This is a genomic window from Segatella copri (assembly GCF_026015625.1).
GTDB lineage: Bacteria > Bacteroidota > Bacteroidia > Bacteroidales > Bacteroidaceae > Prevotella > Prevotella copri_H.
Map to the genome: position 1 here is coordinate 3,667,462 of NZ_JAPDVG010000001.1, position 18,667 is coordinate 3,686,128.

The 18,667-nt window shown below is 50.1% G+C and carries 13 protein-coding genes; 6 read left to right on the forward strand and 7 right to left on the reverse strand.

Going from position 1 to position 18,667, the window contains the following annotated elements; genetic code table 11:
• Positions 1 to 109 precede the first annotated feature (109 nt).
• Together dnaE and trxA are read left to right on the forward strand one after the other, a co-directional pair.
• The gene (gene dnaE / locus ONT19_RS15225) at positions 110 to 3,820 is read left to right on the forward strand and encodes a DNA polymerase III subunit alpha (RefSeq protein ID WP_118081211.1); all 3,711 of its coding nucleotides are present in this window, start codon (positions 110 to 112) and stop codon (positions 3,818 to 3,820) included.
• Between the two features lie 37 nt (positions 3,821 to 3,857).
• Complete coding sequence (gene trxA, locus ONT19_RS15230; protein WP_117727848.1) at positions 3,858 to 4,172, forward strand: thioredoxin; 315 nt, start codon at positions 3,858 to 3,860, stop codon at positions 4,170 to 4,172.
• An 89-nt stretch (positions 4,173 to 4,261) separates the two neighbouring features.
• Here the strand turns inward: trxA and tsaE are convergent, their stop codons facing one another.
• Positions 4,262 to 4,672 carry a tRNA (adenosine(37)-N6)-threonylcarbamoyltransferase complex ATPase subunit type 1 TsaE gene (gene tsaE / locus ONT19_RS15235; RefSeq protein ID WP_022122095.1) on the reverse strand — a complete coding sequence of 137 codons (411 nt, stop codon included), beginning with the start codon at positions 4,670 to 4,672 and terminating at the stop codon, positions 4,262 to 4,264.
• Between the two features lie 50 nt (positions 4,673 to 4,722).
• On the reverse strand, positions 4,723 to 6,276 hold the full coding sequence (locus ONT19_RS15240) for a PglZ domain-containing protein (protein WP_264953256.1): 1,554 nt from the start codon (positions 6,274 to 6,276) through the stop codon (positions 4,723 to 4,725).
• A 312-nt stretch (positions 6,277 to 6,588) separates the two neighbouring features.
• On the opposite strand from ONT19_RS15240, the gene ONT19_RS15245 reads away from it, so the two are divergent.
• From ONT19_RS15245 to ONT19_RS15260, 4 genes are read left to right on the forward strand one after another with little or no spacing between them, the layout of a single operon-like run.
• A complete protein-coding gene (locus ONT19_RS15245; protein WP_022122090.1) occupies positions 6,589 to 6,900 on the forward strand; it encodes a LysO family transporter in 312 nt (103 codons plus the stop codon).
• Positions 6,897 to 7,499: a lysine exporter LysO family protein gene (locus ONT19_RS15250; protein WP_264953257.1), complete on the forward strand. Its 603-nt coding sequence runs from the start codon at positions 6,897 to 6,899 to the stop codon at positions 7,497 to 7,499. Before ONT19_RS15245 ends, ONT19_RS15250 begins: the two co-directional genes overlap by 4 nt.
• 33 nt (positions 7,500 to 7,532) lie before the next feature.
• Positions 7,533 to 10,688: a glycoside hydrolase family 2 TIM barrel-domain containing protein gene (locus ONT19_RS15255; RefSeq protein WP_437183486.1), complete on the forward strand. Its 3,156-nt coding sequence runs from the start codon at positions 7,533 to 7,535 to the stop codon at positions 10,686 to 10,688.
• 5 nt (positions 10,689 to 10,693) lie between these two features.
• Entirely contained in the window at positions 10,694 to 12,574 is a 1,881-nt protein-coding gene (locus ONT19_RS15260; protein ID WP_264953258.1) for an MGH1-like glycoside hydrolase domain-containing protein, read from the forward strand.
• Between the two features lie 169 nt (positions 12,575 to 12,743).
• Here the strand turns inward: ONT19_RS15260 and ONT19_RS15265 are convergent, their stop codons facing one another.
• The 5 genes from ONT19_RS15265 to ONT19_RS15285 all read right to left on the reverse strand — a co-directional run bounded on the left by ONT19_RS15265 (position 12,744) and on the right by ONT19_RS15285 (position 18,666).
• Positions 12,744 to 13,694, reverse strand: a complete 951-nt coding sequence (locus ONT19_RS15265) for a FecR family protein (RefSeq protein ID WP_264953259.1) — start codon at positions 13,692 to 13,694, stop codon at positions 12,744 to 12,746.
• 53 nt (positions 13,695 to 13,747) lie between these two features.
• The gene (locus ONT19_RS15270) at positions 13,748 to 14,269 is read right to left on the reverse strand and encodes an RNA polymerase sigma-70 factor (protein ID WP_264953260.1); all 522 of its coding nucleotides are present in this window, start codon (positions 14,267 to 14,269) and stop codon (positions 13,748 to 13,750) included.
• A 63-nt stretch (positions 14,270 to 14,332) separates the two neighbouring features.
• The gene (locus tag ONT19_RS15275; protein ID WP_264953261.1) at positions 14,333 to 17,389 is read right to left on the reverse strand and encodes a tetratricopeptide repeat protein; all 3,057 of its coding nucleotides are present in this window, start codon (positions 17,387 to 17,389) and stop codon (positions 14,333 to 14,335) included.
• 47 nt (positions 17,390 to 17,436) lie between these two features.
• A complete protein-coding gene (locus ONT19_RS15280) occupies positions 17,437 to 18,237 on the reverse strand; it encodes a metal ABC transporter permease (RefSeq protein ID WP_118151638.1) in 801 nt (266 codons plus the stop codon).
• A 45-nt stretch (positions 18,238 to 18,282) separates the two neighbouring features.
• Entirely contained in the window at positions 18,283 to 18,666 is a 384-nt protein-coding gene (locus ONT19_RS15285) for a hypothetical protein (protein ID WP_264953262.1), read from the reverse strand.
• Position 18,667: the final 1 nt, after the last annotated feature.

The window sequence follows — 18,667 nt, forward strand, 5'->3', positions numbered from 1 at the left end:
AATTTTTTGTGGGTTTCTTTTACCTTTTTCAATATTTTCGCATATTTCTTTTGGCTTTTTCAATATTTCGCCGTAACTTTGTTGTCAAAATTCGAATTTTAAACAGATAATGGAAGATTTTGTTCATTTGCATGTACACACCCAATACTCCATCCTCGACGGCCAGTCGAAGATACCGCATCTGGTAGATAAGGCTATCAAGGACGGCATGAAGGGTATGGCGGTAACCGACCACGGTGTGATGTTCGGCATCAAGGAACTCACCGACTATTGCGGCAAGATTAATAAAGACCGCAAGAAGGAGGGACTTGAACCTTTCAAGCCTATCATAGGCTGCGAGATGTATGTGGCACGCCGAACCAAGGCCGACCGAGAGAAGGATAAGGGCGATATGAGCGGTTATCACCTCATTGTACTTGCCAAGAATTATAATGGATACAAGAACCTCATCAAGCTGGTGAGCAATTCGTGGGTGGATGGTTACTACATGCGCCCACGAACCGACCGTGCCGATCTGGAGAAGTATCACGAAGACCTCATCGTCTGTTCGGCATGTATTGCAGGCGAGGTGCCATCCAAGATTCTGCATGGCGACCTGGAAGGAGCCCGCGAGGCTTGCCAGTGGTACCACAACCTCTTTGGCGATGATTACTATCTCGAGCTCCAGCGCCATAAAGTGCCCGATGACCCAAGTCTGCTTGCCAACCGCGAGGCTTACGAGTTGCAGCAGCGTGCCAACAAGGAACTCATCAAGATGGCAAGGGAGTTTAACATCAAACTGGTGTGCACCAACGACTGCCACTTCGAGGATAAGGAGACTGCCGAGGCTCACGACCATCTGCTCTGTATCGCTACCGGCAAGGATCTCGACGACCCTAACCGTATGCGCTATTCCAAGCAGGAATGGTTCAAGACCCGCCAGGAGATGAACGATGTGTTCTCGGATATTCCCGAAGCGCTTTCCAATACCCTCGAAGTATTGGATAAGGTGGAGATTTACAGCATCGACCATGGTCCTATCATGCCTTTCTTCCCGATTCCGGAGAGTTTCGGTACCGAGGAGCAGTTGCGACAGAAGGTATCAGAAGAAGACCTCTACAAGGAGTTTACCTCTGATGAGAACGGCAAGAACCCGCTGCCACCAGAGGAAGGTCAGAAGGTAATCGACCGATTGGGCGGTTACGATAAGATATACCGTATCAAGTTTGAGGCAGAATATCTGCGCCACCTTGCCTACGAGGGAGCTAAAAAGCTTTATGGCGACCCGCTGCCCGAGAATGTAGACGAGCACGTAAACTTCGAGCTCCACGTGATGAAGACCATGGGTTTCCCAGGCTACTTCCTCATCGTGTCAGACTTCATCAGGGCGGCGCGCGAGGAACTCGGCGTGATGGTGGGCCCGGGACGTGGATCTGCGGCAGGTTCGGTGGTGGCTTACTGCTTGGGCATTACCAAGATTGACCCATTGAAGTACGACCTCCTGTTTGAGCGTTTCCTGAACCCAGACCGTGTGAACCTTCCGGATATTGATACCGACTTTGATGATGACGGCCGAGGCAAGGTATTGCGCTGGGTAATGGATAAGTACGGTCATGAGAACTGTGCCCATATCATTACTTACGGTTCCATGGCGACGAAGAACTCCATCAAGGATGTGGCGCGTGTAGAGAAGTTGCCGTTGGATAAGGCGAATGCACTCTGCAAGGCTATCCCAGACCGTTTGCCTGACGGTGCCAAGATGAACCTGACCAATGCCATCAAATATACCCCAGAGCTGCGCGAGGCAGAGTTCTCCAACGATCCCCGCGAGAGCAATACCATCAAGTATGCCAAGATGCTCGAGGGAACCATCCGAGGCACGGGTATCCATGCCTGCGGATTCATCATCTGCCGCGACCCTATCAGCAACTGGGTGCCTGTATCTACTGCCGATGACCCTGATTTCCCGGGACTGAAGACGGCGGTAACGCAGTACGACGGCCATGTCATCGAGACCACCGGTCTGATCAAGATGGACTTCCTGGGCTTGAAGACCCTCTCCGAGATGAAGGAGGCATGCAAGGTTATCAAGCAGACTACGGGCGATGTCGTTGACCTCGATACCATCCCTATCGATGACGAACTGACCTATCAGCTCTATCAGCGCGGTCAGACCATTGGAACCTTCCAGTTCGAGTCGCCGGGTATGCAGAAGTATCTCCGTGAACTGAAGCCTACGGTGTTTGAGGACCTCATCGCCATGAACGCCCTCTACCGTCCGGGACCTATGGATTATATCCCTGACTTCATTGCCCGCAAGAACGGCAAGCAGGCGATTACCTACGATATCCCGTGTATGGAGAAGTATCTGAAGGATACCTACGGCATCACGGTCTATCAGGAGCAGGTGATGCTTCTTTCCCGTCAGTTGGCGAGCTTCACCCGAGGCGAGTCAGATGCCCTGCGTAAGGCGATGGGTAAGAAGAAAAAGGCTATCGTAGATGCGATGAAGCCTAAGTTTATCAAGCAGGGACAGGAGAACGGCCACGACCCGAAGGTGCTGGAGAAGATATGGGGCGACTGGGAGAAGTTTGCTTCCTACGCCTTCAACAAGTCTCATGCCACCTGTTATTCGTGGGTAGCCTACCAGACTGCCTATCTCAAGGCGCACTATCCTGCCGAATATATGGCGGCGCTGATGACCCGCCGCTTTGCACAGATTACCGAAATCACCAAGCTGATGGAGGAGTGCCAGTCGATGGGCATCAAGACCTTGGGACCGGATGTGAACGAGAGTTATCGCGTGTTCGGTGTGAACGAGCATGGAGAGATACGTTTCGGTCTTTCAGCCATCAAGGGTATGGGTGCTCCGGCAGCCGATGCCATCGTAGCAGAGCGACTGAAGAACGGACCTTATAAAACCATCTTCGATTTTGCCGAGCGTGTAGATTACTCCAGCGTGAACCGCAAGGCTTTCGAAACCTTGGCGCTGAGTGGCGGTTTCGACAGTTTCGGTATCCGTCGCGAGCAGTTCTTCGGCAAGAACAACAAGGGCGAAACCTTCCTCGATACGCTGGTGCGCTACGGTCAGCTCTTCCAGCAGGAACAGCACGAGGCTGCCAACTCACTCTTTGGCGGTACCGAGGCGATAGAGATAGCTACGCCGCCTATTCCTGATGCAGAGAGCTGGAGCACCATCGAACGTCTGAACCGTGAGCGCGAGCTTGTGGGCATCTATCTTTCTGCCCATCCGCTCGATGAGTACAGCATTATCCTCAACTCCCTCTGCAATACCCATTGTTCTGAACTGGGCGACAAGCAGGAGCTGGCAAAGAAGGAGGATGTGGTGCTGGGCGGCATCATCACGGGTGTGAAGTCGAAGTTTACCAAGACGGGCAAGCCGTGCGGTTTCGTTACGCTCGAAGACTTTGAGGGTTCAGGCGAGCTGGCTCTCTTTGGCGAGGACTGGGGCAAGTGGCGCGGCATCATGGTTGAAGGCAGCACCATCTACATCACCGCCAAGTGCGTTTCCCGTTACGGCAATGCCAACTATCTCGATTTCCAGATAGGCAATGTAGAGTATCTGCAGACGGTCAAGGAGAACCGCATCGACCGCTTTACCATCAATGTGGAGAGCGATGCGATAGATGAAACGATGGTCAGCGACCTGCAGACTATTCTGGAGAATGACGAGGGCAAGGCGCAGCTCTTTTTCCAGATACATGATGTAGACAGCAATACCTATCTGCTGATGCGTGCCCGTGAGCATACGGTGGGTGTGGGCCATGCCCTCATCCAGTATATCGAGCAGCATCCTAAGATGAGCTATCAGATCAATTAGAAGTAATTTTAGTTTTAATATAAAAAGGTATAGAAAAATGGAAGTAACAATTACAACCGAGAATTTCGAGAGCTACAAGAATGGCGAACTGCCATTGGTAGTAGATTTGTGGGCAACATGGTGCGGTCCTTGCCGCGTGGTTGCTCCTATCGTATCACAGCTTGCTGAGGAGTTTGACGGCAAGGTGGTAGTAGGTAAGTGTGATGTAGAGGAGAATGACGACATCGCTATGGAGTTTGGTGTTCGTAATATCCCTACCATCCTCTTCTTCAAGGGTGGCCAGCTGGTAGACAAGTTTGTTGGCGCAGCCTCTAAGGCAACCCTTACCGAGAAGATCCAGGCCCTCCTGTAATCAGCCCGGATAGGAAATGATAAAAGCATCTGGCTTGAGAAAACATGTTCTCAGCCAGATGCTTTTTTTTGTTCGGGGCTGTCGGTGACTTACCATTCTACGCTTCTTGTTCCGTCTTCTTCTACGGTGATAGTCACTTTGGTGCAGTCTTCCGGCAGCAGTTCTTCTATCAGTTCCGGCCACTCCAGGAAACAGAGGTTGCCGCTGTAGAAATAATCTTCGTAGCCCATATCGTATACCTCATCGAGTTTCTTGATGCGGTAGAAATCGAAGTGGTAGACAGGTGAGCCGTCGCCCGCTGTATATTCGTTTACGAGGGCGAAGGTAGGAGATGTGATGACATCTTCTACGCCCAGTTCTTCGCAAATGGCTTTTACAAATGTTGTCTTTCCGGCTCCCATCTTGCCATAGAAGGCAAAGACCTTGCCGTCGCCCATGTTCTGCAGAAATTCCTTGGCTGCTTCATGGATCGTGTCTAATGAGTCAATTTTTATCTTCATATATGTTTTCTATAAACTGTTAACTATCAACTATTAACTATTAACTGACATTACCTTTTTCTCGGTGTCAGCGTGATGAGCGGTATGAGCATTTCCTCCATCGAGATGCCACCGTGCTGGAAGGTATCCTTGTAGTATTGCACATAATAGTTGTAATTATTCGGATAGGCGAAGAAACTGTCGCCCGTGGCAAATACATACGAGGTACTCAGGTTAGGTGCCGGCAACTGGGCGCGGTGAGGCTCTTTGATGGTGAACACTTCCTTGCTCTGGTAAGCCAGATTCTTGCCCAGCTTGTAGCGCAGGTTGGTGTTCGTATTGCGGTCGCCTACTATCTTGATAGGTTTCGATGCCCTGATGCTGCCGTGGTCGGTGGTGAGCACTACCTGGTAATCGCTCTGCGAAAGGAGCTTGAAGAGCTCTGAGAGAACCGAATGGCGGAGCCAGCTCTGCGTGATGCTGCGGTAGGCACTCTCGTTGTTGGCAAGCTCGCGCACCATCTTAGATTCGGTACGCGCGTGAGAGAGCATGTCGATGAAGTTAATCACCAGCACGTTCAAATCGTAGTTGCGGCACTCGTTGTAATGCTCCAGGAAGCGGTCGGCACCCTGCGAATCGTTCACCTTGTGATAACTGAAGGTATAGTGCTTTCTGAATCGCTCTATCTGGGTCTGTATCAGCGGCGCCTCGTTCAGGTTCTTGCCTTCCTCCTCGTCCTCATCTACCCAGAGGTCAGGGAACATTTCGGCTATCTTGTTCGGCATCAGACCGCTGAAGATGGCGTTGCGCGCATATTGCGTGGCGGTAGGAAGGATGCTCATGTAGAGCTGCTCGTCGATGTCGAACAGGTCGCCGATGTCTTCTGCCAGCATGCGCCACTGGTCATAGCGGAAGTTATCTATCACAATCATGAACACCTTCTTGCCCTCATCGAGCAGCGGGAATATCTTGCGCTTGAAGATGTCGGGACTCATCAGATGTCGGTCTCTGTTGTCGGGACTCACCCAGTCGAGATAGTTCTTGGCTATGTATTTGGCGAAACCCTGGTTAGCCTCTTCCTTCTGCATGCCCAGCATCTCAGCCATCGGACTTGCCGTATCGCTCAGCTTCAGTTCCCAGCTAACCAGTCGCCTGTAAATCTCCATCCAGTCTTCCGCACTTCTGCATTCCATCATCTGCATGGCTATCTGCTGGTAGTCCTGCTGGTATCCGCTCTGCGTCACCTCCGCCACGATGTCTTTGCGGTGGATGTTCTTCTTGAGCGAGAGCAGAATCTGGTTCGGGTTTACGGGTTTGATCAGATAGTCGGCTATCTTTGAACCGATTGCCTGGTCCATGATGTTTTCTTCTTCGCTCTTGGTGCACATCACTACCGGTGTGGCAGGCTGGATGTCCTTGATGCGTAGCAGGGTTTCCAGTCCGCTGAGTCCCGGCATCATCTCATCGAGCAGGATGAGGTCGAAGGTCTGCTGGCGGCAAAGTTCAATGGCATCAGGGCCGTTGCTTACCGTCTGCACCTCGTATCCTTTCTTTTCCAGAAAGATGATGTGTGCCTTGAGAAGTTCTATCTCGTCGTCTATCCAAAGTAATAATCCGTTGCTCATATTTTATATCCTTTTTCTTTTCGGGGTGCTAAAGTACAAAGAAAAATGGAATGAGGAACACGACTTTGTGTTAAAGAGAGTTAATGATAAAGATTCTTTGGTACTTTTTATGAAAACGTTTGTATTACCTTGTGACAAAACCTAAAAACATAGGTTAATTTAAACTTATTTGTATAACTAAACGTAAGCATTATGATCAGACGCAATTACTTGAAAAGTTTGTCTATTTAGCAATAATACGGCCGGGAATCCGTTTTTTATGGTAAGGTAATTCATAAAAACGAATAATAAAAAGAAGAAAAACAAGAAACAATGCTCAAGATAGTAATGATTATGCTATGCGGAATAGGTACCGGCTATCTGCTCCGCAACAAGAAAATGAGTTTTATCGGCCGTATCATCACGGCGCTGATATGGGTACTCCTGTTCCTGCTCGGTATCGAGGTAGGTTCTAACCCTCGTATCATCAGCGGTCTTCAGACTCTGGGACTTGAGGCGATAGCCCTGACCTTGGGAGGCAGTCTGGGTAGTGCACTCTTTGCTTGGGCATTGTGGAAGTATGTTACAGCAAAGCAGGCTAAATCGTCGGCTCACGCTGAAACCGGGAAAGGAGGCAAGGCATGAAAGGCAGTTTGATTATCGTAAGCTTCTTTGTTCTGGGCATCATCGTAGGCTTGTGTGATGTGGTTCCGGCAGGTCTTCTGGATAGCGACGTGAGCTATTATGCGCTCTGCTGCCTGATGTTCTGCGTAGGTATCAGCATCGGTTGCGATACCTCAGTGCTGAAGAGTTTCAAGAAGGTGAATCCCCGTCTGATGATGCTCCCTGTGATGACTATTCTGGGTACGCTGGCAGGTTGTGCCGCCGTATCTCTCATCTTGAGCCACCGCCAGCTTACCGATTGTCTGGCAATCGGTTCAGGATTCGGATATTACTCACTTTCGAGTATCTTCATCACCGAATACCGGGGCGCCGAACTGGGAACCATCGCCCTTCTTGCCAACATCTTCCGCGAGATTCTCACCCTGCTGTGTGCTCCGCTGCTGGCAAAATACTTCGGCAAACTGGCACCTATCTGTGTAGGTGGAGCCACGACCATGGATACAACGTTGCCTATCATCACCCGATATTCGGGCGAGAGTTTCATCATCGTTTCCATCTTCCATGGCTTCTGTGTCGACTTTTCTGTACCCTTCCTGGTTACCTTCTTCTGTTCTTTGTAGAAATAACTAAAAGCAGTTTTAAACCAAACCCGTATGAGACATATTTTCAGTTCATTCATGATATGTCTGAGCCTGTGCTGTGCCCATACCTCAGTAGCCCTTGCGGCTCAGGATGGTAAGCAGCCAGCAGCTTCAGACCCTTGGCAGGACGCCACCGTGACCCATATCAACCGCATGCCGATGACCGCTCATTACTTGCCTTTTACAAGCGAGAACGGAGCCTTGGCACAGTTGAAGATGGATGACGCCCGCCGTTTCCAGTTGAACACCCAGAATGAGCGCCGCCGCTCGCTGGATGGTGTATGGAAATTCAAACTGGTGAAGAATCCGAGTCTTGCCTTGACCGATTTCTTCAAGACATCCTATAACGTAAGCGATTGGCAGAATATCAATGTGCCTGGCAGCTGGGAGTTGCAGGGCTTCGATGCGCCAATCTACACCGATGTAACCTATCCTTTCAAGGCAAATCCTCCTTTCGTACCACAGGATTACAACCCTGTAGGACATTATGTACACGAATTTACCGTGCCTGAAAACTGGAAGGGCATGGATGTAATCATGGATTTCGAAGGTGTAGAATCAGCCTTCTATCTCTGGATCAACGGCAAGATGGTGGGTTATAGTGAAGATAGCCGTCTGCCAGCCCACTTCAATATCTCCAAGTTCCTGAAGAAGGGCAAGAACCGCCTTTCCATGAAGGTGTTCCGCTTCAGCGACGGCAGTTATCTGGAAGACCAGGACTACTGGAAGTATAGCGGCATAGAGCGCAATGTGTTCATCCAGGCTCGTCCTAAGAGCAGAATGAACGACTACGTATTGGGAAATAAACTAATCAATCAATATAAGGATGGCAATTTCACACTCGATGTGAATATGCTCAATCCACAGAAGGGTCAGAAGGTTGAGGTGAAAGTGCTTTCGGCAACAGGTAAATCTCTCTTCAAACAAATCCAGAGCATCACCTCACCTGCTGATACCTTGATTCATTTCGAAAAGCTGTTGAAGAGCGTGCAGCCTTGGAGTGCCGAGAGCCCTTATCTCTACACCCTCGTCATCAATACTACCGACAGGAATGGTAGGGTAGAGGAGAGTGTGGCTCAGCCTTTCGGCTTCCGTACCATCGAAATGAAGAACGGACAGCTTCTGGTAAACGGTGTTGCCATCACCATCAAGGGTGTAAACCGACAGGAGCACAATGCCGTACACGGCAGAACCCTCAGCATCGGTGAGATGGTGAAGGATGTGAAGATGATGAAGCAGTTCAACATCAATGCCGTGCGTACCTCTCACTATCCAAACTATTCGGAGTGGTATCAGCTCTGCGATAAGTATGGTCTCTACATGGTGGGCGAGGCAAACATCGAATGTCATGGTATTCTGGATACAGAATATAAGCAGCTGGCAGACAGAGAAGACTGGTATCCTGCTTTCCACGATCGCATGTACCGCATGATCAAGCGCGACCGCAACCATACCGCCGTCATCATCTGGTCTATGGGTAACGAGAGCGGATATGGCAAGAGTTTCGAGAAACTCTACGATATGAGCAAGGCGATGGATCCAACCCGTCCGGTACAGTATGAGGGCGGCGGTTACTACGCCAAGTCGGATATCTACTGTCCGATGTATGCCCGCATCTGGTCTTTGCGCCGCCATGTCAACCAGCGTGATGAGCGTCCGCTGATTCTCTGCGAATACGCCCATGCCATGGGTAACAGCGAGGGTAATCTCAAGGATTACTGGGATCTGATTTACAAATACGACCAGTTGCAGGGTGGTTTCATCTGGGACTGGGTAGACCAGACCATCGCCAAGACCGATGACAAGGGACACAAATACTGGGCTTATGGTGGCGATATGGGATTCGTAGGTGTAGTAAACGATTCCAACTTCTGTGCCAACGGACTTGTAGCAGCCGACCGCTCGCTGCATCCACATATCTGGGAGGTGAAGAAAGTTTACCAGAACATCGCCTTCGAGCCAGTAGCCTTCATGCAGAACCGCATCAAGGTAACCAACCGATTCGACTATACCACGCTTGACAATTATCAACTCTTCTGGGCAGTAGAAGCCAACGGTGAAACCATCAGAAGCGGCAAGATGAACTTCCCAACCCTCCTGCCTCATCAGGCTAAGGAGATGGAGATACCGATGGGCACTCTTCCTGCTGCCGACAACAAGGAATACTTCCTCACCCTGCGCGCCTTCAGCAAGCAGGCTACCGGAGCTGTTCCTGCAGGTCACGAGGTAGCCATCGAGCAGATGCAGCTGCCTGTACGACTGGAAAAGGCTCAGGAACAGGTAAGCGGACAGATAGAGAAGACCGAGACAGAAGATGCCGTCACCATCCAGGGAAAGACCAAGGATTTCAGCATCAGCTTCTCTAAGAAGACCGGCGAGATGACCTCTTTGAAATATGACGGCAAGGAAATGCTGCTGGCTGGTTTGCAGCCAAACTTCTGGCGCGGTATTACCGACAACGATGTGGCTAACGGCACTCAGGAACGCTGCGCTACCTGGCGTGAGGCTGGAAAGAAGATGGTACTGAAGGGCATCAAGACCCAGGCAGACAACCAGAAGGCTACCGTCATCGCAGACTTCGATATGCCTGAGCAGGAATCTCAGATGCAGATTACCTATCAGATGCTTGCCAATGGAAATGTAGAGGTGAACATGCACTTCATGCCTGGCAACAAGGCGCTGCCGGAGATGCCTCGTCTCGGTATGCGCATGATTCTGAAGGGCGACTACGACCAGATGACCTGGTTGGGTAGAGGTCCGCAGGAGAACTATGCCGACCGTAAGAGCGGTTACCTCATCGGTAAGTATTCTGCCAGCGTATGGGAGCAGTATCATCCATACGTAAGAGCACAGGAAACCGCCAACAAATGTGATGTACGCTGGTTCACCCTCGCTTCGAAGGCTGGAGCCGGTATCAGGGTGGAAGGTGCTGAGCCATTGAGCGTAAGTGCCTGGAACTTCCCACAGGATGATCTCCTCTATGTTCCTTCTACCATCGAGCACCGTCATGGCGGCTGTGTTGACAAGAAGGACATGGTCTGGGTGAACATCGACCATTTGCAGATGGGTGTTGGTGGCGATAATACCTGGGGCGCTATGGTGCATCCGGAATATACCATCACACCAAAGGAGTGGAGCTATAGCTTTACTATTAAGAACTTAAAATAAACGATATGAAGACTAAGTCTATAGCTATACTGACTATGGGGCTTGCCATGCTGTCTATGGACGGCATGGCACAGACCACCCGTCAGGAGTATAAGGATATTCTTGACATCCAGCTGACACCGGGTGCTCCCCGCCGTCAGAACGGATGCTTCACGGATATGGGTTCATGGATGGGGTTCACCCTCTCAGAGAAGGAGAAACCTGCCGCAGGCTTCTGCGGACCTTTCAGTATCTATTACCGCAACTGGTATGCCCGTTCGCTGGTATCTCTCATTGATGGTACCGTGCAGGAACAGAGCTATTATCCGGGCGAAATCAGGATGAGTCTGAAGAAGGATGGTGCCGATATCCATGAGAGTCTGCAGTTTGTAGATGCCCGTACGGCGTTGCTTACAGTTACCAATCCGTCTAAGGTTCCGTTCACGTTTACTGCCGACAGCATCAGTACTCGCGCCAATGTATCACGTTACAAGAACCGTGTTACCATCGGTGACTTCTACGGTGAACGCGTCATCATCGACTTCCCTCAGGAGGTTAAGGTGACTGATACCGACCACAACTATCTGGCTACTGTGCCAAGAGGTGTAGAGCAGCTCACCATCGCCATTTCGCTAGTAGAGCAGGATACCGAGGCTTCGGTTCAGCATGTGCATACAGCCAGTCTGCTTGCCAATCCGAAGGTTGCACTCGATGAAAACGAGAAGCGCTGGAACGGTTATCTGAAGAAGGTGATACGTGATGATATGCCAGCAGAATACAACCGGGTGGCTGCGAAATCCATCGTCACCCTGCTTTCCAACTGGCGTGCCAAGCGAGGTGCCCTGTATCATGACGGTATCGTGCCTAGTCATGCTGTTGGCTATTTCGTAGGTTGCTGGGCATGGGATTGCTGGCGTTTCTCTGCCGGTATGGCTTCCTTCTTCCCAGAGTTGGCGAAGGATAACATCCGCGTGATGTTCGACTACCAGCAGCCAGACGGCATGATTATCGACTGCATCTATCCGGATGCTTCAGAGAACAACTACCGCGACAGTAAGCCTCCTCTGGCAGCCTGGGCGGTGAACGAGATTTACGAGCATACCCAGGATCTGGCTTTCGTAAAGGAGATGTATCCGAAGCTTCTGAAATATCATAAGTGGTGGTATGAGAAGAGGGATCATGACAAGAACCATATCTGTGAGTTCGGTTCGGTGGATGGAACCCTGGAGGCAGCTGCCTGGGAGAGCGGTATGGATAATGCCATCCGTTTCGACGGCACCAAGATGTTGCAGAACGGCAAGGATGCATGGAGTACAGACCAGGAGAGTGTTGACCTGAATGCTTATCTCTCGCTGGAGTATACCTTGCTCAAGAAGTTTGCCGGATTGCTGGGCGAGCCTTTCGACTTGCCTGACTATCGTGGACTGGTTGCCGATTATTTCTTTGACCAGAAAGATGGCTTCTTCTACGACCGCCGTTTGGATGGCGACAGAAGTTTTGTACGTGAAGCAGGTTGTGAGGGCTATATTCCTTTCTGGGCGAACATAGCAACGCCTAAGCAGTTTGCCAAGGCAAGAAAGTTGCTCGACAACAAGAAGAAATTTTCTACCTTCATCCCATTCCCGACGATAGCAGCCGATAATCCGAAGTACAATCCACAGGGTTACTGGCGCGGTCCTATCTGGCTCGACCAGACCTATTATGGCATCAAGGGCTATCGCAACTATGGTGAGAAGAAGAAGGCAGATGCCTATACCGACCAGGTGTTCCGCAACTTGCAGGGCATTTCGGCAGGTACCCCAATCTATGAGAATTATGACACGCATACCGGCAAGCCAATGCAGGCTTCCCACTTCAGCTGGAGCGCCGCTTGCCTGATTATGATGTACAATGATTATGGAAAATAAACGAGATTCTCATGTGTTAAACGTCATGCCAACGGGATTTGGCACAGCTTAAGGCCTAAATAAAAAAGCCTTTGAGCATATCGGAAATGATAGCTCAAAGGCTTATTTTTACCCTAAATGATGTACTGTAATAAGCAAATTCCATACGCTTGGAAAGCGTGTGTGTATATTATCTCAAAACATACTTTCCGGCTGGTGTCTTGCAGAACTTCACCTGATAGGCTTCAGAGACAATCTGCAGCGCCTCGGTGAGGCTGTTGTTCGGCAAGGTTCCTGTGAAAGGTTCGATGGTATCCATTTCTACAGCAATCTCTACTCCGTAATTCTTCTCCAGGCTTCTGATGACTCTGCCCAGCGATGCATCGCGGAATACCAGCTGCTTCTTCTGCCATGCACAGGCATCCTCGATATGCGATGTTTCGCGGATATCCATCTTTCCAGTCTGTTTGTTCACCACTACGATTTCGTTTGGCTTCATCGTATAGGTGCTGCCGTTGGCAAGGGAAGTGAGCATCACGCTACCGTTGAGCAGCGCAACTTCTGCAGTCTGTTCTTTCTTTCTGTTGATGACGTTAAACTCAGTGCCCAATACCTTGATTTCCATTTCCTGCATGTGGATGATGAACGGATGTCGGGCGTCTTTGGCTACCTTGTAGTGAGCTTCGCCTTCAAATTCAATCTCGCGATTGTCCTTGCAGAAATCCTGTGGTGCATACTTGATGCTGGAGAGCGAATTGAGCGCTACCACACTCTTGTCGGGTAGGGTGATGCTCACCTGTTCGCCTTCCTGGGTGGTGATTTCTGTCAGCGGAATTGCGGCATATTGCTTGTTTTCCTTATACATCATTCCCATAATCACCATGCAGATAGGCAGGGCAATAGCTGCCGCTATCTGGGTCCACTTGAGGACGCGCTTCAGGGTGAATTGCTTACGGGTTCCTATCTGTTCATGAATTTCGGCCTTGATACGTGCCAAATCTTCGTCAGAGATACCGCTATCCGGGATGATGCCGTGCAGCCATTCCTCTTCCATGGCTGCTGCTAATTCTTCATCAGAACAGTTGTTGATCCGTTCCTTCAGATTAGCTAAGTCTGTACTATTCTTGATGTCGTCTAACATAAAACAATCTTTTTTTAGATTATACACGGTTCGGTAGAGAATGTACCGTTAAATTATACTAAAAACAAGAGCCACATCAGGTTGGTGCGGTTGTTGATAAGCTGTCGGAGCTGTTTCAACCCCATGGACAGCTGGTTCTTAACGGTCTGTTCACTATAGTTGAGCTTCTCGGCAATCTCCTGATTGTTGAGCATCTCCAACTTGGAGAGTCGGATGATTTCCTGCTGCGTCTTGGGCAGCTTGGCAAGCATCTGGTTGAGCTGTCTGACGAAATCATCATACTCCAACTGGCTGTCTGCAGTGGTGCTGTTGTGATGGTCAAGATAGTCCATGTAGTCTTCGTATACGGGCGAATTGATGACCTTCCTGTAGGCGTTGATGAGGTAATGCTTGGCTCTGAGGAAGAGCAGCGGCTTTACGCTGTCTGCCTCTTCCAGCGTGCTTCGGTTTTTCCAGAGCCACACGAAGGTATCTTCCATGATCTCTTCGGCATTCTCCTTCGACTTGGTATATTTCAGGCAAAAGGCAAAGAGTCTGCGGGCATACAGCCCGTAGATTTCATCGAATGCCTTCATAGATCCTTTTTTGAGTTGAAGGATAAGTTCTGTTTCTGTCTTTTTAAACATGATAACTATTCACTAAAATCCATCTAAATCATATTCTTCGCTGTCCAAATCCAGACTGTCGTCGTTGTCGAAAGTTGTATTTGGTGCTTTTTCTTCCTTTATATCCGCATCGGTTTCTTGGAATCCGGTTGTTCCGCTTTCGGCAGTTCCGGTTTCTTCTTCATTTTCTTCTGAATCATCAGTCTTTTCCTGCTGGATGATTTCCTCCGGTTCTTCAAGCAGTGGGTCCTTGCTGATTTTCAGCGGTGCCAGATGCTGGGTATAGAAGAGGGTATAGTCGTCGTAGCTCAGACTAGTGCCCAGCAGCAGGAGGTTTGGCTCGCTGATTACGATGCCACGGGCTCCCTTTGAGAGGAGCTGGGTGATGGCCTGATGCTGGTAGATGTCGTTAGCATACTGGCGTGCTTCGTCGTAATTGCGGAATCCCTTTACCTGCATGCGGTGCAGACCATTCTGCTCGTCAATGACGAGGTCGAAATTACGCACGAGATAGGAGGTGAAATTATATTTCGCCATCTCGAAGAGCAACTGGTTCTCGTTTACAGAATCAGGAACGTAGGCGAGCATGAAGACGAACGGCTCGTTGCGCTCAATGCTGAATACCTTTGCTTTGGATTTGACATCATCATTGAGTACGGCGTTGCGGCGCGACCATACATTGCTCAGGTCGAATGTGCCGCCCTTGAGCTGTCTGCCGGCTTTCACTCCGTTGAGAATCATTCCCGCCATTTCGCTGAGTCGACTGTTCGGATATTTCTCTACCACCTGCTGCATATCATCAAGACAAGCCTGGATATTACCCTCGTGGAGCTGGGTGAGTCCGCCGATAAAGAGGAACTTGTCGCGGTTGGCTCCTTCAGGATAGCGCTTGTCAGAGATAGCCCTGTTGTGTACCACCTTATTATAGAGGTTAGCCTTGAAGGCATCGTAGGTGGCAGCATAGAGCGAATCTTCGAGATGAATGCCCATCTTCGCATCTTCCTCATAATAAGGAGAGGTGAGCAGGGCGGTCCATTGGCTCTCCGGATAATTCGCTTTCAACAGGTCGAGATAGCGGCTGGCGATGGCTGGCTGCTTCCTGATGTTGTAGAGCAGGTAGAGGTGATAGTAGGCATCATCGAGATGTTCGTATGCTGCGTTCTTCTTCACCAGTCGCTGCAGCATGCGTTCGCTTTCGTCCAGATCATTGAGTTTGTCTTTCAGAATGATGCCGGCATGCAGCAGTCCGTCGTCCAGAATCTGATTGCTTTCTGCCATCTTTTCTTCGGTGAGCGGAATCTGAGCGAGATAGTAGGCACGCTGATGCGGATCTTCTTCTGCACTCAGATTCTTCTCTTTCTCCTTCTCAAGGTCTTTCTTCTGTGCCTCGTTGAGGAGTGAATCGCGCTGTTCATCAGTCATTTCTTCTACACCTTTGGCATCGGCTACTACGGTCTGGTTACTCCGCTGCCAGTTGTCTATGTTCTTTCGTTTGCCCCAGAGGCGCTCAAACTGCTGTTTGCCTTGGGCTACGGCAGATTGGGAATAGAAATACCAGGTATTGGTGTTGCCGAAACCGCCGTTGCCCATGGCTCCGTTTCCGAAGCCGGATGAGGCATTGCTGTTTCCCTGATTCCTGTTATTTCTGCTGTTATAACCATTGCCGTTGTTTCTTCCGAAGTCAGAGTTGCCCTGCTGTTCTGCCAATTCCTGGTCGGCAAGTCTTCTCTTTTCTTCCTTTTCCTGTTTTTTCAGGGCATCTATCACCTTGTCAATGGCGACGTTCCGTTCTGTTTCGCTCATGCGGGCAAGTGATTGCAGGGAGTCCTGCAGATGGATGGCGTCGGTATAAGGCACCAGTTCATCGAGAACCTTCGAACGGTCGGAGAGCTGTTTGTAGTCTTTGCGGTCCTGGTCTAGGAGTCCGATGGCTGCATCATAGCATCGCTTGGCATCGCCATATCGGTGGCATTGCCAGTATACATTGCCCAGATGCATCAGCAATACACCTTTCTCTACTCCGTTTCGGCTTGATTTCGCGGCACCCTTTTCGTATGCAGCAATAGCCTGAAGGGTATCGCCCTGGTTGAGATGTATGTTGCCGATGGCATAATAAACCTGGTCGAGATATTCCTGATTCTTGTCGCTCGCTGCCATTCGCTTCAATTTAGATACCATCTTCCGGGAGTTGTTGGTTGCCAGTACCTCGGTCATGGAGATGCGGGCATTGAACTCCAGTTCGTAAGGCGGATTGAGACGGATGACATGCTTGAAGGCACGGTAGGCATTCTGGGTATGTCCCTGTAGTGCTTCTACCTGTCCCATCAGATACCAGAGGCGGGCTTTCTGCTTGCGTCGCATCTCATAGCCGATGGCTTTGCGGAGATACGGAACGGCCTCCTGATAGCGTCCGGTCTTCAGATAGTAGAGGGCATAGGTCTTGTCCCATTCCTTCTGGGCACGCCAGTGGATGGAATCGCGCTCGATATTACGGATTACATCTTCGGCATCGTATATCCATCCCGATTCGAGATAACTCTTGGCGAGCCAGGCACGTGCCTTGCCGTAAATGCCGGGTTGGGTAGCGTAGAGGCGGCTCATATAGGCGAATGTAGCTGCTGCCGACTGGAAATCGCCTTCAAAAAACTGGGAACGCCCCATCAGCATCCATGCCTTCCAGAGGAACGGATTATATTCACGGCGTTGCAGCCATTCCAGGTCTTTGGCTGTCTTGCGGCGTTTCTTGTCCCATACCGGGCGGCGCTTGATGCTATGCTGGTGAATGGCTTTCTCGCATTTCTCGATGGCGCGGTCGTAGTTCGACTTGCCCAGTTCGCGGCTATTCTTGTTGCCAACCGTATAATAAGGAATCATTTCAGAGTAATTGTCCTTATTTCCGTTTTCCTTTTCGAGCGAGCCTTCGATATAGGCTACGGTCCCATTATAATAGGTGTTGTATCGGGCGTTGAAGGCATGCCACCATCTGCTCTTCGCCGTATTCTTCTGCGCAGAACATCCTGCTATGGTCACTGCAAAGGCAAGGATAACCATAGCTGGCAAGAGGTTTCTGAATGGGAAATGCTTCAACATAAGTTTCTTCTTTATTTAAAATTTTTCTTTTAGGGCGTGTGAAAGCCTTAGTGCTTTCTGGCTGCCAGTATCCTTGCTGCTGCAAACAGGATGATGCTGACGAAGATGATGGTTGCACCTGATGGCACATTGAGCAGATAACTGGCATAGAGACCCACGATGCAGTCGATGCAGCCTATCACGATGCTGGCTCCTATCATGCGCTTGTAGCTGTAGGTGAAGAGGTTGGCAGTCATCTGTGGTATGGTGAGCAGACTGATGGCAAGTACGATGCCCACCATCTTGATGGTTGCCACGATGGTCATGGCGATGAGCGTCATCATCATATATTCTATCGCTGTAACCGGCAAATGTTGCGATTTGGCAAAGGTGCTGTCGAATGCGATGGTCTGGATAGGACGCAGCAGAAAGGTGAACAGTATTGCAACAAACAGGGTAAGACCTGCCAGAAGCCAGAGGTCTGTGCTGTCGATGGCAAGTATGCTTCCGAAGAGGAAAGAGGGCAGGTCAGGCATGAATCCCGGAGTAAGGAAGCAGCAGATGATGCCCACGCTCATGCCCAGGGTCCAGAACATGGCGATGGCAGAGTCTTTGCGCACATCTTTCTTCCGTGATACCCATTGCACGCCGAAGGCACTCAAGATGGCGAATACCATGGCAGAGAGTATGGGGTTGATGCCTGCAAATACGCCGATACCGATGCCGCCAAAAGAGGCATGCGTAATGCCACCGCTGATGAAAACCAGCCGGCGTGTGACGATGTAGGTGCCTACAAAGCCGCACAGAATACTTGCCAGTAGGGCGCCAATCAGCGCGTTCTGAAAAAATGTATATTGCAGTATATCCATGTCTTTACTTTGAACTTTGAACTTTGAACTTTGCGCATTGCATGTTTAACTTAAAAAACTGATGACTTCGTCCTTAATCTGGTTAGGCAGGTTGATGCCTCTCAGTATCAGACTTCGATTCCATCCCGCCACCTCGTCTGGCTGCATCGTATAGAGCACTTCCGAGAATTCCTCTACCTCATCATCGGTATAGTCGTCGGCAGCTCTTCCTGCAAACCGGTCGAGTTCTTCGTCATCGTAGTATTCTATTTCCTTGGTGGCGGCTTCCATCATGCATTCCTGTTCGCATTTGGAGTTCTCTCCGTTGCAGGTATTGCATGAAACTCCTTCCTGCAGCGGTTCTTCACCCTCTCCCTTGCGATGAGAAATGATGCCAAAAATGGCGCTTATCAAGCCTAGGACCACCAGGGCCAAAACTAAATATAGCATA